Genomic DNA, 13841 nt, shown 5'->3' with positions numbered 1-13841 from the left:
CGGCCCGTGACACGGGGGCCGTTCGCGCCGGTCAGCTTACGCGTGCGGAGTCCGGGGCCGTCGGAGGGTGCCAGTCGGCGATGCCGTCGAAGCCGCGCAGGACGAAGCCGGGGCCGAAGCGCGAGACGGTCCGGACGAGGGCGTCGCGCAGGGCGACGGCGGGGCGGGCCGAGACGAGGGTGAGTGCTCCGGTGCGGGCCGCCTTGCGGACGAGGGCGGTGGTGCGGGGCAGCCGGTCGGCGGTGTACGCGGCGAGGGCCGGGCCCGGGTCGAACGCGGCGGGGACGCGGGCGTGGTGGGCCAGGACGACGGCGTCCTCGACGGCCTGGTTCCCGCCCTGCCCGAGGGTGGGCATCATCGCGTGCGCCGCGTCGCCGATCAGCGCCGTACGGCCCCGGTGGTGGGCGGGCAGCGGGTCGGTGAGGTGGTGGACGTCATGGCGCAGCACCCGGGCGGAGTCGGCGGCGGCGAGGATCTCGGGGACGGGGCGGTGCCAGTCGCCGAAGAGCCGGAGGAGTTCGGCCCGCTCGTCGTCGGGGGCGTGGGCGCCGGCGGGCGCGGCTGCCATGGCGTAGGCGTAGATCCGGCCGTCCTTGAGGGGCTGGGTGCCCCAGATGCGGCCGGCGCCCCAGGTCTCGTGCGGGGCGAAGGGCCGTTCGGGGGCGGGGACGACGAGCCGCCAGGTGGTGCAGCCGGAGTAGCGGGGGCCCGGGTGGGCGGGGAAGAGCACGGTGCGGGCGGCGGAGCGGATGCCGTCGGCGGCGACGGCGAGTTCGGCCTCCAGCGTGCCGTCGGGGGTGGTGACGCGGGCGGGGGTCCGCGCGTCGCCGGGGTGGGCGAGCGCGGCGGGCGTGCCGGTGCGGACGGCCTCCGCCGGGAGGGCGGAGGTGAGGATCTCGACTAGGGTGGCGCGGTGGAGGAGGACGAGGGGGTCGCCGAAGCGTTCGGCGGCGGCGCGGGCGTCGGTGCGGGCGAGCCAGCGTCCGTCCGGGGCGCGCATCCCGCCGTCGCCCTGCCAGGCGGCGAGCTCCCGGACCCGGTCGCCGAGGCCGAGGACGTCCAGGGCGCGCAGGGCGTTGGGGGCGAGGCCGATGCCCGCGCCGACGGGGGCGAGGTCGGCGGCGCGTTCGAGGACGGTGACGGTCCAGCCGCGCCGGTGGAGGGCGACGGCGGCGGTGAGGCCGCCGATGCCCGCTCCCAGGACGACGGCACGGTGTGGTGACATGACTGCTCCCTCGGTCGGGGACGGCATCGCCGGCCACCGGCACTACAGCTGTAGTCGGTAGACGTCCTGACCGTACTACAGGTGTAGTCGGGTGCGGTAGGTAGGTTGTCCCCATGACCGCCCGCACCCCCGCCCAGGCCCCGGAACCCGCCCCGACCCGCGCCGAGCGGATCGGCGACGCGGCGCTCGACCTGCTGGTGGAGCGCGGGATGCGGGGGCTGACCCACCGCGCGGTGGACGAGCGGGCCGGACTGCCCCAGGGCTCGACCTCCAACCACGCGCGGACCCGCCAGGCCCTCCTGGAGACGGCCGTCCGGCGCCAGGCCGAGCGCGAGGCCCGTGTCCTCGCGCCGCACGAGCTGCCGCCGCCCGGCGCGGGTCCCGGTGTCCTCGCGGACGCCCTCGCCCTCGCGCTGCACCGCTATCTGACCGACCACAGGTCGCTGCTCGTCTCCCGCTACGAGCTGGCCCTGGAGGCGACCCGCCGCCCCGAGCTGCGCGGCTTCTTCGACCGGGCGGGCTCGGCCTTCCACGATCCGGTGACCGCGATGATGCGCGGCGCCGGTTCGCCCGCCCCCGAGCGGCACGCGCTCTCGGTCATCGCCTGGTGCGAGGGGCTGATGTTCTCCTGCGCCGCCGGCTCCTTCCACGCGGCCGTGCCGAGCCGCGCGGAACTGCGGACCGGCTTCGACGAGTTGCTGCGCGGAATGCTCACCGGAGCGTCACGCTGAACCGCTGGCGCCCGCCCCGGCCGTCCGCCACGATGTCCCATATGACCACCGATCGCATCGCCGTACCCGAGCGCGTCCACCCGGATACCACGACCGGCGAGCGCCAGGCCCTGGAACAGTGGCTGGAGTTCCACCGCACGACCCTCGCGATGAAGTGCGCCGGCCTCTCCGACGAGCAGCTCCGCACCCTCGCCGCCCCGCCCTCCGAGCTCAATCTGCTCGGCCTGGTCCGCCACATGGCCGAGGTCGAACGAGGCTGGTTCCGCAAGGTCCTCGCGGGCGAGGAGACCCGGTGGCTCTACGCCACCGACGAGGACGACGACCGGGACATCCACACCACCGACGGCGACACCTACGAGGAGGCGTACGCCACCTGGCAGGCCGAGATCGCCCACGCCCGCGCGCTGGCCGCGGAGCACGCCCTCGACGACCTCGGCGCGGGCACCCACCACCGCACCGGCGACCTCATCAACCTGCGCTGGATCTACCTCCACATGATCGAGGAGTACGCGCGGCACAACGGTCACGCCGACCTCCTCCGCGAGCGCATCGACGGCAGCGCCGGCCTCTGACGCACCGCGCCGGTCAAGGAGGGTGACCGGGCGCTCACCCGTGCGGGGCATTCCCCGCCGGTAGGGGTTCGAAGACCGGCGCCGGACCAGCAGAGTGGCGCGGGTGCAAGGAACCCGAACCCCCGCGCAGCTCCTGGTCGGAGCGGCCGTCGCCGCCGCCCTGACCGGGTGCGTGGCCGTCGACGGGCCGCCCCAGGCGCCCGCACCGGCCCCCGTGCCCGCCACCGATCCCGTACGACCCGCCCACGACGTGGAGCCGCAGATCGTGCTCCAGGGCCCGGCCCGGGAGGCGCTCGAAGCGGCACTCCCGTCGCCCGCGCCCACCGCCGCCGTCGCGCCGCCGCGCGGCGAGACCCGCCGTGCCACCGGCCACGCGGCCCCGTCCCGCACCGCCGCGCCGAAGCCCTCCTCCCCCGCCGCCGGACGGCCTTCCGCCCCGCCCCCGGCCCCCCGGGTGTCGCCTCCCGCCACACCGGACGTCCGGGAGCTGGAGCGGCTGGCGGAGCAGCTGCGGCAGACCCCGCCGGTCGCCGGGAAGGACGTGTGCGACCTGGGCGAGAGGTACGGCGGCTGGGACCCCGCGAGCGTGCAGGCCGGACTGTGCCGGAGCGCGTACGAGCGCTGAGCGCGGCGCTCAGCCCTCGCGCAGCCGCCGGTCCAGCCGCTCGATCTCGGCCCGGACCCCCGTCCCGTACCGGTCGTCGTCGAGGGCTTCCGAGGCGGCGCGGGCCCGTTCGAGGTGGGCCCGCGCCGCGTCGGGCCGGCGCAGCTTGGCGTAGTCGGCGGCGAGGTTGAGGTGGAGCGAGGGGTAGAGGGCCCGCAGGGCGGCGGCCGAGTCGTGCGCGGCGAGCCTCCCGTCCTCCAGGCCCTCGGCGGCGCTCAGGGCGCGCAGGTCCCAGGCCAGTTCGGTGTCCGGGTCGTCCTGGGTGTCCGCCAGGTAGTGGGCGAGGGTGCAGCGGTGCAGGGGGTCCCCGTCGGGGCCGAGCTGCTGCCACAGGACGCCGAGGCGGTTGCGCGCCTCCTCCCGGTCACCGCCGTGGAGCAGCATCCTGGCCTGCCCGATCCTGGTCAGGACCCCCTCGTCCGATGTCCGCTGCTGCTCGGTCACCGCGGCCTCCCGGCGCTCGCACTGCGTGGAGGTCCGACGCTAACCGGCCGCGGCCCCGATCACGCCGAGGCTCAGCCGAGGTCGGGGATGCGCCAGTCGATCGGCTCGTGCCCCTGGGCGGCGACGGCCTCGTCGATCTGGGTGAACGGCCGGGAGCCGAAGAACTTCTTCGCCGACAGCGGCGAGGGGTGGGCGCCCTTCACCACGATGTGCCGCTCCTCGTCGATCAGGGGCAGCTTCTTCTGCGCGTAGTTGCCCCACAGGACGAAGACGGCCGGGTCCGGGCGGGAGGCGACGGCCTTGATGACGGCGTCGGTGAACTTCTCCCAGCCCTTGCCCTTGTGCGAGTTCGCCTCGCCGGCGCGGACGGTGAGCACCGCGTTGAGCAGCAGGACGCCCTGCTCGGCCCACGGCATCAGATAGCCGTTGTCCGGGATCGGGTGGCCCAGCTCGGCCTGCATCTCCTTGTAGATGTTCCGCAGCGACGGCGGGGTCTTCACGCCGGGCCGGACGGAGAAGCAGAGGCCGTGGCCCTGGCCCTCGCCGTGGTACGGGTCCTGACCGAGGATCAGGACCTTCACCTTGTCGTACGGGGTGGCGGAGAGGGCCGCGAAGACCTCGTCCTTCGGCGGGTAGACCGGCCCTGCGGCCCGCTCCCGCTCGACGAACTCGGTGAGCTGCTCGAAGTACGGCTTGTCCAGCTCCTCGCCGAGGACGCCCCGCCAGGACTCGGGCAGCATGTTGATGTCGGTCACGGTCCACAACCTCCGGTGGTTCGGCAGTTCCGGATACGGAACCTACCGGGGCCCACTGACAACGGGCCCCGGCGGCCCTCCGTACCGTCCGCTACCAGCTGGCCCGGCGGTGCAGCTCCCACAGCTGCATGACGGTTTGCGGGTCGAGCGCGCGCTCGCCGCCGCCGATGTCCTCACGGGCCGCGATGTACAGCTTGCCCTGCCACAGCGGCAGCAGCCGGACGTCCTCGACCATGATCGACTGCGCTTCCTCGAACTCGTCCGAGACGGCCCCGCGGTCGCTCTCGCGGCGGGACTTGGGCAGCAGCTCGTCGGTGATGCGCGGGCTCAGGTAGGGGGTGCCGAGCACGTTCTTCTTGCCCAGGAAGGGGGCGATGAAGTTGTCCGGGTCCGGGAAGTCGGGGAACCAGCCGCGCCCGAAGACGGGGTACTCGCCCTGCTGGTAGGCCGCCTGGTACTCGGTCCACGGCTTGCCCTGGATGGTGACCTTGAAGAGGCCGGACTCCTCCAGCTGGCGCTTCAGCTCGGCGAACTCGGCGGCCGTGGAGGAGCCGTACCGGTCGGTCGTGTACCAGAAGCTCAGCTCGACCTTGTCCTTGATCCCGGCCTTGCGCAGGATCTGCTTGGCCTTGGCCTTGTCGGGGTGGCCGTAGGTGTCGAAGAACTTGGTGGTGTGGGCGGCGATCCCCTTGGGCACCATCGAGTAGAGCGGCTCGGCGGTGCCGCGGTAGACCTTGCTGACCAGCTCGTCGCGGTCGACGAGCTGCGCGATGGCCCGGCGGACGGCCGGGTCGGCGACGGACTCGTCCTCCGTGTTGAAGACCAGGTAGCGGATGTCGGCGCCGGTGGACTCGACGAGCTGGAGGCCCTTGTTCTCCTCCTTGTCGGCCTCCAGGGAGGTGACCTCCTCCGCGGTGAGGCCGCGGTAGGTGGCGTCGATCTCATCGGCGCGCAGCGCCTTGACCATCGCCTCCGAGTCGTCGAAGTACTTGATGGTCACGCCGCCGTTCTTGCGGTCGGCGAAGCCCTTGTAGTTCGGATTGCGGGTCAGCTCGGCCGTCTTGCGCTCCTCGTACCCGTCCAGGACGTACGGGCCGGAGCCGGCGATCTTGCCGTCCTTGCGGAGCTGGTCCGCGGGGTACTCGGCCGGGTCGACGATCGACATCGCCGGGGTGGCGAGGATGAAGGGGAAGGTCGCGTCGGCCTTGTTCAGCTTGAAGACGATCTGGCGGTCCCCGACCGTCTCGATGGAGTCGAGCGAGCCCAGCATGCCGTTGGGGCCGCCCTCGGCGTCGATCGTGCGGATGCGCTCGATCGAGTGCTGCACGGCCTTGGCGTCGAGCTTGTGGCCGTTGGAGAACTTCAGCCCTTCCAGGAGCGTGCACTCGAAGACCCGGCTGGACGCGTCGGTGAATTTGCATTCGGCCGCGTCGGGCTTCGGCGTGGTCGTTCCGGTCGGGAAACTCACCAGGGTCTGGTAGACGTTCCTGAAAAGCTCCCAGGAATTGTCCCAGGAAGCCGCCGGATCGAGCGTGGAGGGGGAACTCGTCGTCCCGATGGTGATCCTCTGCTCCCCGGCGGACTCGGTATCCGAGAAAACACCGCATCCGGATACCAGGGATATGGACGCAAGGGCTGCAGCGGCCTGCAGACTCGTCCGGTTGAACACGTGCACGCTCCTCGTTCAGCCTGGGGTCGGCCGACGATACCGCAGTACCCCGCCAGGTCAATGGGCGAGCCCGGCGGGGCACTTGAGACGATCGAGTGGCAACCGGGGCCAATCCGGACAGGAAATCCGGAAAGTGTCCGGTTATCGGTCACCCGACTCCGGCGTTCAGGAAAATGCCGCCGTCGACGACCAGCGTCTGTCCGGTGATCCAACCCGACTGGTCCGAGGTCAGGAAGGCGGCGGCGCCGCCGATGTCCTCCGGGACGCCGAGCCGGCCCATCGGGTAGGCCGCGGCGGCCTCGGCCTCGCGGCCCTCGTAGAGCGCCTGGGCGAATTTCGTCTTCACGACGGCCGGGGCGATGGCATTGACCCGGACGACCGGAGCGAATTCATGCGCCAGCTGCTGGGTCAGATTGATCATGGCGGCCTTGCTCACGCCGTACGCCCCGATGAAGGGGGAGGCGGAGATTCCGGCGACGGAGGCGATGTTCACGATCGTTCCGCCGTGTTCTTTCTGCCAGGCGTGCCAGGTCCGCTGCGCGAAACCGAGCGCCGAGACCACATTCGTCTCGAAGACCTTTCGGGCCACGTCCAGGTCCAGGTCCGCGATGGGACCGAAGACCGGATTCGTGCCGGCGTTGTTCACCAGGTGGTCGACGCGGCCGAAGGCGTCCATCGCGGCCTCGACGGCGGCGGCCTGGTGCGCGGTGTCGTGGGCCTTGCCCGCGACGCCGACGGCCCGGTCGGCGCCCAGGCGCTCCACGGCCTCCTTGAGGGCCTCCTCGCCGCGTCCCGTGATGACGACCCGGTCACCGCGGGCGACGAGCGCCTCCGCGATGCCGAAGCCGATGCCCCGGCTGGCGCCGGTGACGAGCGCGACCCTGCCGGAGAGCTCCGGCGGCTGCTGTGCGGTCATCCCCTTCTCCTTCTCTCGCTGCGCCGGGTCAGTTGAGGGGGCCGCCGGCCACGTACATGACCTGGCCGGAGACGAAGCCGGCGTCGTCGCCCGCGAAGAAGGCGATGGCGTTGGCGACGTCCTCGGGGCGGCCGACGCGCTGGACCGGGATCATGGAGGCGGCGGCGGCCTGGAAGTCCTCGAAGCCCATGCCGACGCGCTCGGCGGTCTGGGCGGTCATCTCGGTGACGATGAAGCCGGGGGCGACCGCGTTGGCGGTGATGCCGAACTTGCCCAGCTCCTTGGCCAGCGTCTTGGTGAAGCCCTGGAGGCCCGCCTTGACGGCCGCGTAGTTGGCCTGGCCGCGGTTGCCGAGCGCCGAGGAGGAGGAGAGCGAGACGATCCGGCCGAAGCCCGCGTCCACCATGTGCTTCTGACAGGCCTTCGCCATCAGGAACGCGCCCTTGAGGTGCACGTTCATGACGAGGTCCCAGTCGGCCTCGGACATCTTGAAGAGGAGGTTGTCGCGGAGGACGCCGGCGTTGTTGACGAGGATCGTGGGCGCGCCCAGCTCGTCGGCGACCCGGGCGACCGCGGCCTCCACCTGGGCGCCGTCGGAGACGTCGCAGCCGACCGCGAGGGCGCGGCCGCCCGCGGCGGTGATCTTCTCGACGGTGTCCTTGCAGGCCGCCTCGTCGAGGTCGAGGACGGCGACGGCGCGGCCCTCGGCCGCCAGGCGGATCGCGGTGGCGGCGCCGATGCCCCGTGCGGCACCGGTGACGACGGCTACGCGCTGCTCGGTGGTGGACATGCTTGCTTCTCCTCGCCCTCAGGGGTTCCCGGGCTCTCCCCCGGGACATGAGCGACCGCTTAGTATCGACCGCTGGACGAGACGCTAGAAGCCCTGGCACCCGGTGTCAACGGCCCACCGGGTGCACCCCGTCACTCCGCCGTCACGCGCCGCGCGGGAGGCGGCGCATGGCGGCGCGGACGGCGGCGCGTCACGGCGCGGACGGCGGCGCGCCGCCACGCCGGAGGCCGTGCGTCACGAAGCGGAAGACCGTGCGCCGCGGAGCGGAAGACCGTGCGTCACGGAGCCGGAGGCCGTGCGCCGCCGCGCCGGAGGCCGTGCGTCACCGCACCAGGAGGTCGAGCAGGCGTTCCACCTCGGCCTCGGGGTCCCCGGTGAGGCCCGTGTGCACCGGGCCCGGCTGGACCACCGTGGAGCGCGGCGCGATCAGCCACCGGAAGCGGCGCCCCGCGTCGTCCCGGGCGGCCTGTCCGGCAGCGTCCCCGCCCAGGCAGACGCCCTCGACGGCACGCAGGGCCGCGCGGACGCCGGTCACGTCGGCCGCGGGGTCGAGCGCGGCCAGTCTGGCCTCGTCGAGGTGGGTGCGGGCGGCAACGAAGGACCGGGCACGGCAGTAGACGACCACGCCCGCGTTGAAGCACTCGCCGCGCTCGACGCGCGGCACCACGCGCAGCAGCGCGTACTCGAAGACATCGCGGTCGGTCACGTGGTGCTGTCCTTGTCGCTGCTGTTCTTGCCGCTGCTGTTCTCGGTGGCCTGCGGCCGGGGGGCGAGGCGCTCGGCGAGCCAGCCGGGCGGCTGCTGCGGGCGGTGCTCGGTGCGCGGGCCGAGGGTGATCCGCTCGTGGATCGTGGCGGCGCGCGGCAGCAGGGCCTCGACGTACGCGGCGCGCACGGCGTCGGTGGAGTCGAAGCCGGGCTCGTCCACCAGCCACTCGTCGGGCACGTCGGCGGCGACCCCGTCGAGCAGTTCGCGGGTGACGAGCGGGGCGAGCTCGGCGGCGGCCGCGGCGACGTCCGGGCCGAAGGGGGCGAGGGCGTGGTCGGAGGCGTCGTACGGCTTGGCGGCCGAGGCCGCGGCACCGGGCCAGTTGTGGTGCCAGATCATGGTGGCGCCGTGGTCGATGAGCCAGAGGTCTCCGTGCCAGACGAGCATGTTCGGGTTCCGCCAGGACCGGTCGACGTTGTTGATCACGGCGTCGAACCAGACGACCTTCCCGGCCTCCGCCGGGTCGACCTCGTACGCCAGCGGGTCGAAGCCCAGCGAGCCGGGCAGGAAGTCCATGCCCAGGTTGAGCCCGCCGCTCGCCTTGAGCAGCTCCTGCACCTCCTGGTCGGGTTCGGAGAGCCCGATGACCGGATCGAGCTGGATGGTGACCAGTTCGGGCACGCGCAGCCCGAGCCGACGGGCGAGCTGCCCGCAGATCACCTCGGCCACCAGCGTCTTGCGGCCCTGTCCGGCGCCGGTGAATTTCATGACATACGTGCCGAGATCATCGGCCTCGACGATCCCGGGGAGCGATCCGCCCTCGCGCAGGGGCGTGACGTAGCGGGTCGCCGTCACTTCATTAAGCATCGGGCCAGGCTAACCGCCCGGGTCCGCCCGGGCCGGGGCGGGAACCGGCGGGTCCTCGGAGGAGTCCTGGGATCATGGGGGCGGGGCCGGGGGGCCCTGCGGAGGATCACCAGGGGGAGTCCATGGACCTGTTCGACTTCGAGGCGGGCGGCCGCGACGACAACGGGCCGGACGTGGGCGGTCACGGCTGCGGCTGGGGGACGGTCCTCTTCCTCGGCATCTGCGTCCTGCTCGTCCTCGCCGCCCAGTGGGCCTTCGGCGCGGTCGGCGACCTCTTCGGCTGGCTGCTCGGCCTGCTGGACTGACCGGCCTGCCCGGCGGGCCCCCGGCTCCGTGCGCCCCCGGCGGGGCCGGCGCGCCTCAGGGCGTGCCGGGGGTCCCGGTCGGGGCGGCGGGCTCGGGACAGGCGACGGTGCCGGGCCGGACGGAGAGCCTGAGCTTGGGCGTGGTGAGCAGCCCGGGGATCTGGAAGTCCTGCGCGGTGCCGCTGATCCGGTCGAACTTGGCGTAGCGGGCCTGGATGCCGAAGCGGTGCTGCGGGGCGCCCAGCGGGTTGGGCACGTAGGTCCCGGCGGGGTCCTTGACCGTGCGGACGTCGGCACCGTTGACGTTGAGGTCGACGATGCCGTCCATGTCGAGTTCGCCGGTGGCGTTCCTGAGGTCGAGGACGGTGTTCTGGGTGCGGATCTCCCAGGAGCCCGGGTCGTCGTCGCCGAGGGTGAGCAGCAAGGTGTACGTGGCTCCCGCGATCTGCTGGCGCCGGCTGAGGCAGAGGCCGTTGAGGACCCCGTCCGCGAAGCCCATCCGCAGCACCCGCACGCTGCCGGCCGTGCCGTCGGACCGTACGACCTCCTGGTCGACTACGGCGGCGCCGTACTGCGTCCCGTACAGGCTGCTGGTGGTGAAGTCGACGGGCTGCTCCTGGATGCGGAGGCCGACGGCGAGCGCGCCGGTGGCCATCGCCGAGCCGAGCCCGCCGGCCGCGAGGAGCGCGGGCACGGCGACGAGGAGGCTGCGCCGCCAGTGCGTGCGGCCCTCGTGGCGGAGGGAGGCGGGGCGGAGGGGGCCGGGGCGTGGGTCCGAGCGGCTCATGGCGTGGTCACCGTGATCGTTCCGGGGAGGTGGACGGGGTTGTCGGTCGAGTTGAGGGCAGCGTGGTCGTCGACGGTCCGGATGGCGTAGATGTCGCCCGCGAAGTCCTCCGCGCCGGCGGTCAGCGGGATCAGCGAGCCGAAGAAGTCGAGCAGTCCCTGGACCCCGCAGATCTTGAGCAGGACGCGGACGCAGACGTTGGTGATGTTCCCCCACATCGTCGTGGTCTCGGGCCGGCCGGCGCTGTCGTAGCCGCCGAGCGAGCCCTCGTTCGGCACGTCGATGACGACGGTGTGGCCGTCGGCCCGCTGCGTCACGTTCATGTGGGAGCGGATCTTCAGTTTGGTGAAGGTGTACTTGTTGGTGACCCGGGTGGTGCCGTCGGAGAGCCGGATCGTGACGTCCTTGTCGACGGTCAGGGAGACGGCGACCATGCTGTCGATGGTCACGTGGAGGGGGTGGGGCGAGGGCAGGAACGGTACGCCGAGCGGGGTCACGGCCGCGGGCGGCCGCCCGGCGGCGCTGCTCGGCTGCCCGGCGGCGAGGGCGGTGGCGACGGCGAGCAGCAGCGCGGCCACGACCGCGACGGCCTTGCGCCGCCCCCGTACCCCCACCGCCCCTTGTGCACCTGCCCAACTCCGCTTGCGCCCCGCGCCGTCCCCCTCCCGTGTTTCCGCGCCCGTCACGCCTCCACCGCCTCGGGTGCGGCTCCGGTCCCGGCGGCGCGGGGGCGCTTGACGCCCCAGCCGACCAGCATCGAACCGCCGAGCACGCCGAGGAGCATGCCGAGGAGGAAGCCGCCGAGGTTGGAGACGACGAGGGAGACCACGGCGAGGACGCAGCCGATGAGGCCGAAGGTGTAGCGCTGCCGGGGGGCGGCGATCGGGATGAGCCCGCACAGGATCATCCCGCCGCCGACGAGGTACCCGGCGACGCCGCCGAAGCCGGTGCTGACGATGAGCTGCACCGAGCTGAGGGAGAACTTGAGCACGGTCCAGCCGCCGGCCACCAGCCAGAGCCCGCCCCAGAAGGGGCGGGTGCGGCGGAAGGCCCGGAACCAGGCGTACGCGCTCCGCATCCGGGCGTACGCGGCCCTGCCCCGGCCCTCTCCGCGCCCCTCCCCGTTCCCCTCGCGGCCCCTCCCCCGGCTCAGCACGCCGTGGCCGTTCCGGCGACGACCCTCAGCTTCAGGTTCGGCAGCACCAGGGCACCGGCCATCTCGGCGTCGTACGCGGTGGCGTTGAGGCCGTGCAGCTTGATGGAGCTGCCGCCCTCGCCGCCCGCCGAGCCGAGTCCGAAGCCTCCGGGGAGCGCGCCGGTGAGCGGCTTGCCGGCGACGGTGACCTGGTCGGCGGACTGGCCGAGGACCGCGTTCTGGAGGGTGGTCGGGCCGTAGGCCTGGAGTTCGGTGGCCTGGATGTAGAGGTTCGAGGCGTCGATGTCGGTGGTGAAGCTCGCGGGCGGGGTCGCGGTCACCGTCTGGCCGCCGGTGAGCAGGAGCGAGTACGGCACGCCCGCGATCGACTGGTGGACGATCCCACAGAGTCCGGCGAGGCCGGCGCTGGCGAAGCCGACCCGCGCCATCGCGGTGTTGGTGGTCGTGGTGCCGTCGGGGCGGCCCACGGCCGGGGTGTTGACGATGGCGCCGAAGCCGGTGCCGGACACGCCGTTGGAGGTGAGGGTGAACGGCTGCCCGGTGACGCTGAAGTTGGCGGCGAGGGCACCTTGTGCAAGTGCCGCGCCGAGCGCGCCGACGGCCAGGCAGGAGGGCACGAGGGCGAGGGCGCCGCGGCCCCAGCGGGTGCCGCGGCGGGTGCCGTCGGCGGCCTCGGCGAGCATCCGGGCGTTCCAGCCGGCGGTGGCGCGGACGCCGTCGGCGCCGAGCCGGGCGAGCGAGCCGCCGGCCTTGCGGGGGCCTGCGAGGAGGGGGTTCATGCGGGGCCGCTCCCAACGGATGCGGGGGACACGGGGGTCCCGTCGGTGGCGCGGGTGCGGCGCAGGAGGCCGCCGCGGCGCTTGGCGGGCTTCTCGGGCAGCCAGCCGAAGGCCATGGCGCCGCCCAGGACCGAGAGGGTCATGCCGACGAAGAGGCCGCCGAGGTTGGAGAGGGGGAAGGAGGCCACGCCGGCGATGACGGCGATGGTCCCGGCGGTGTGGCGCTGGCCGGGCAGGGCGAGGACGAGCAGGGCCATCGCCATGATGACGACGCCGCCCGCCATGCCGGCGATGCCGCCGACGCCGACCTGGAGGATCTTGCCCAGCGGGGCCATCGGCAGGAAGAAGATCACGAAGCCGCCGAGGGCGATCCACAGCGCGGCCCAGAACGGCCGGGTGCGGCGCCAGCGGCGGAAGGCCCGGCGGGCACGCGCCGGGGCGGAGGGCGGCGGCACGTGGGGGCCGGTCGCGGCGGGCGCGCCGGAGGTCTCGGTGTCGGGCGCGGGCGGGTCGGTGGTCGTCACGGTGGCCTCGCAGCGGCGTTCGGGAGGGGATGGGCGGACGGCCGGTCCCGGGGCGGCGCGCCCCGCGGTGGCGCGCCGTCCCGGTCCGGGTCGTGCGGTGGGGCGGTGGTGCGGCAGTGCTCATGCGGTGCGGAGGGGGTGTCAGCAGCCCGAGTCGCCGTGCTTGATGGCGATCGCGAGGTCCGGCAGCGTGATGGCTCCGGCGATCGTGGCACCGTTGGCATCGGCGTTCAGGTTGCTGATGTCGGTACGGCCACCGGTGGCGTCGAGGCCGAACTGGCCGGCGGAGCCGTCCTTGATGCCGGTGGCCTTGATGCCGTCGCCGTCGGCCGCGGCGCCGATGACGTTCGGGGTGGTGTCGCTGGCGTTCAGGGTGGCGGTGGCCGCCTTGAGCGCCTGCGCGTCGAGGATGAGCTTGTTGGCCTGGAGCCCGGCGCCGTTGACCAGCTGGTCGCTGGTGAGCGGGGTCTGGGCGGCGGGCGAGGAGATGTTGAGCGACCAGGTCCCGAGGCTGCCGACCACCGGGAGGTTGACCGACTGGGTGGCGTGGACGCAGATCCCGTCGAGGCCCGCCTTGGCGATGCCGATCTGTGCGGCGCCCTTGGCCCCGCCGGCGTCGATGGTGTGCATGACCGCGCCGATGCCCTGCGGGGCCGCCACCGTCTTGGAGCTGAGGGTGAACGGCACGCTGGTCAGGGACAGGTTCGCCGCGAGGGCGCCCTGGACCATCGCGGTGGCCATGGCCGCGACCGCCGCGCCGGCGGGGACGGCGAGGAAGGCCGATCTGCGCCAGCGGGTGACGCCTCTGGGCTCGTTCTGCATGAGGGTTCTCCAACCGTTGTCCGCGCGGGTGGCGCGGGGTGGGGGCGAGGGACAGCCGTGCGTCCGGGGCCGGAGGCCGAGGACGACGGACACTCAGCGGCTGCCTGTTCGAGAATTGGACACTGTG

General features: G+C 73.3%; 18 protein-coding genes. 4 read left to right on the top strand and 14 right to left on the bottom strand.

The window, feature by feature from the left end; all coding sequences use genetic code 11:
* Positions 1–31: 31 nt before the first annotated feature.
* On the bottom strand, positions 32–1225 hold the full coding sequence (locus ACF1ED_RS30790; RefSeq protein WP_391766003.1) for an FAD-dependent monooxygenase: 1194 nt from the start codon (positions 1223–1225) through the stop codon (positions 32–34).
* Positions 1226–1338: 113 nt separating this feature from the next.
* Here ACF1ED_RS30790 and ACF1ED_RS30785 point away from each other — a divergent pair, with 113 nt between their 5' ends.
* The 3 genes from ACF1ED_RS30785 to ACF1ED_RS30775 all read left to right on the top strand — a co-directional run bounded on the left by ACF1ED_RS30785 (position 1339) and on the right by ACF1ED_RS30775 (position 3153).
* On the top strand, positions 1339–1956 hold the full coding sequence (locus tag ACF1ED_RS30785) for a TetR/AcrR family transcriptional regulator (protein WP_391766001.1): 618 nt from the start codon (positions 1339–1341) through the stop codon (positions 1954–1956).
* Between the two features lie 32 nt (positions 1957–1988).
* Positions 1989–2528, top strand: coding sequence for a DinB family protein (locus tag ACF1ED_RS30780; RefSeq protein WP_391765999.1), 540 nt, complete (start codon positions 1989–1991; stop codon positions 2526–2528).
* A 103-nt stretch (positions 2529–2631) separates the two neighbouring features.
* On the top strand, positions 2632–3153 hold the full coding sequence (locus ACF1ED_RS30775) for a hypothetical protein (RefSeq protein WP_391765997.1): 522 nt from the start codon (positions 2632–2634) through the stop codon (positions 3151–3153).
* Positions 3154–3162: 9 nt separating this feature from the next.
* Here the strand turns inward: ACF1ED_RS30775 and ACF1ED_RS30770 are convergent, their stop codons facing one another.
* The 7 genes from ACF1ED_RS30770 to ACF1ED_RS30740 all read right to left on the bottom strand — a co-directional run bounded on the left by ACF1ED_RS30770 (position 3163) and on the right by ACF1ED_RS30740 (position 9341).
* Positions 3163–3636, bottom strand: coding sequence for a hypothetical protein (locus ACF1ED_RS30770; RefSeq protein ID WP_391765995.1), 474 nt, complete (start codon positions 3634–3636; stop codon positions 3163–3165).
* A gap of 71 nt (positions 3637–3707) precedes the next feature.
* Positions 3708–4391, bottom strand: a complete 684-nt coding sequence (gene ung, locus ACF1ED_RS30765; RefSeq protein WP_391765993.1) for a uracil-DNA glycosylase — start codon at positions 4389–4391, stop codon at positions 3708–3710.
* Positions 4392–4482: 91 nt separating this feature from the next.
* The gene (locus tag ACF1ED_RS30760) at positions 4483–6060 is read right to left on the bottom strand and encodes an ABC transporter substrate-binding protein (RefSeq protein WP_391765991.1); all 1578 of its coding nucleotides are present in this window, start codon (positions 6058–6060) and stop codon (positions 4483–4485) included.
* 148 nt (positions 6061–6208) lie between these two features.
* Entirely contained in the window at positions 6209–6976 is a 768-nt protein-coding gene (locus ACF1ED_RS30755; protein ID WP_391765989.1) for an SDR family oxidoreductase, read from the bottom strand.
* A 28-nt stretch (positions 6977–7004) separates the two neighbouring features.
* Entirely contained in the window at positions 7005–7766 is a 762-nt protein-coding gene (gene fabG, locus ACF1ED_RS30750) for a 3-oxoacyl-ACP reductase FabG (protein ID WP_391765987.1), read from the bottom strand.
* 322 nt (positions 7767–8088) lie between these two features.
* A complete protein-coding gene (locus tag ACF1ED_RS30745) occupies positions 8089–8472 on the bottom strand; it encodes a DUF3037 domain-containing protein (RefSeq protein WP_391765985.1) in 384 nt (127 codons plus the stop codon).
* Entirely contained in the window at positions 8469–9341 is an 873-nt protein-coding gene (locus ACF1ED_RS30740) for a HipA family kinase (RefSeq protein ID WP_391765983.1), read from the bottom strand. Before ACF1ED_RS30740 ends, ACF1ED_RS30745 begins: the two co-directional genes overlap by 4 nt.
* 122 nt (positions 9342–9463) lie before the next feature.
* Between ACF1ED_RS30740 and ACF1ED_RS30735 the strand changes: the two genes are divergently transcribed.
* Positions 9464–9646, top strand: coding sequence for a hypothetical protein (locus ACF1ED_RS30735; RefSeq protein WP_391765981.1), 183 nt, complete (start codon positions 9464–9466; stop codon positions 9644–9646).
* A 55-nt stretch (positions 9647–9701) separates the two neighbouring features.
* Here the strand turns inward: ACF1ED_RS30735 and ACF1ED_RS30730 are convergent, their stop codons facing one another.
* From ACF1ED_RS30730 to ACF1ED_RS30705, 6 genes are all read right to left on the bottom strand, one after another.
* Entirely contained in the window at positions 9702–10433 is a 732-nt protein-coding gene (locus tag ACF1ED_RS30730) for a DUF6230 family protein (protein WP_391765979.1), read from the bottom strand.
* The gene (locus ACF1ED_RS30725; RefSeq protein WP_391765977.1) at positions 10430–11047 is read right to left on the bottom strand and encodes a hypothetical protein; all 618 of its coding nucleotides are present in this window, start codon (positions 11045–11047) and stop codon (positions 10430–10432) included. Before ACF1ED_RS30725 ends, ACF1ED_RS30730 begins: the two co-directional genes overlap by 4 nt.
* A 68-nt stretch (positions 11048–11115) precedes the next feature.
* Positions 11116–11511 carry a DUF6114 domain-containing protein gene (locus ACF1ED_RS30720; protein ID WP_391765975.1) on the bottom strand — a complete coding sequence of 132 codons (396 nt, stop codon included), beginning with the start codon at positions 11509–11511 and terminating at the stop codon, positions 11116–11118.
* Between the two features lie 71 nt (positions 11512–11582).
* A complete protein-coding gene (locus tag ACF1ED_RS30715; protein WP_391765973.1) occupies positions 11583–12368 on the bottom strand; it encodes a DUF6230 family protein in 786 nt (261 codons plus the stop codon).
* Positions 12365–12892: a DUF6114 domain-containing protein gene (locus ACF1ED_RS30710; RefSeq protein WP_391765971.1), complete on the bottom strand. Its 528-nt coding sequence runs from the start codon at positions 12890–12892 to the stop codon at positions 12365–12367. Before ACF1ED_RS30710 ends, ACF1ED_RS30715 begins: the two co-directional genes overlap by 4 nt.
* Before the next feature lie 141 nt (positions 12893–13033).
* A complete protein-coding gene (locus ACF1ED_RS30705) occupies positions 13034–13714 on the bottom strand; it encodes a DUF6230 family protein (protein WP_391765969.1) in 681 nt (226 codons plus the stop codon).
* Positions 13715–13841 lie beyond the last annotated feature (127 nt).

Origin of the sequence: Streptomyces sp. NPDC014656, from assembly GCF_043084305.1 — a bacterium.
Classification (GTDB): domain Bacteria; phylum Actinomycetota; class Actinomycetes; order Streptomycetales; family Streptomycetaceae; genus Streptomyces.
This window is presented reverse-complemented; position numbering and strand designations above follow the sequence as displayed.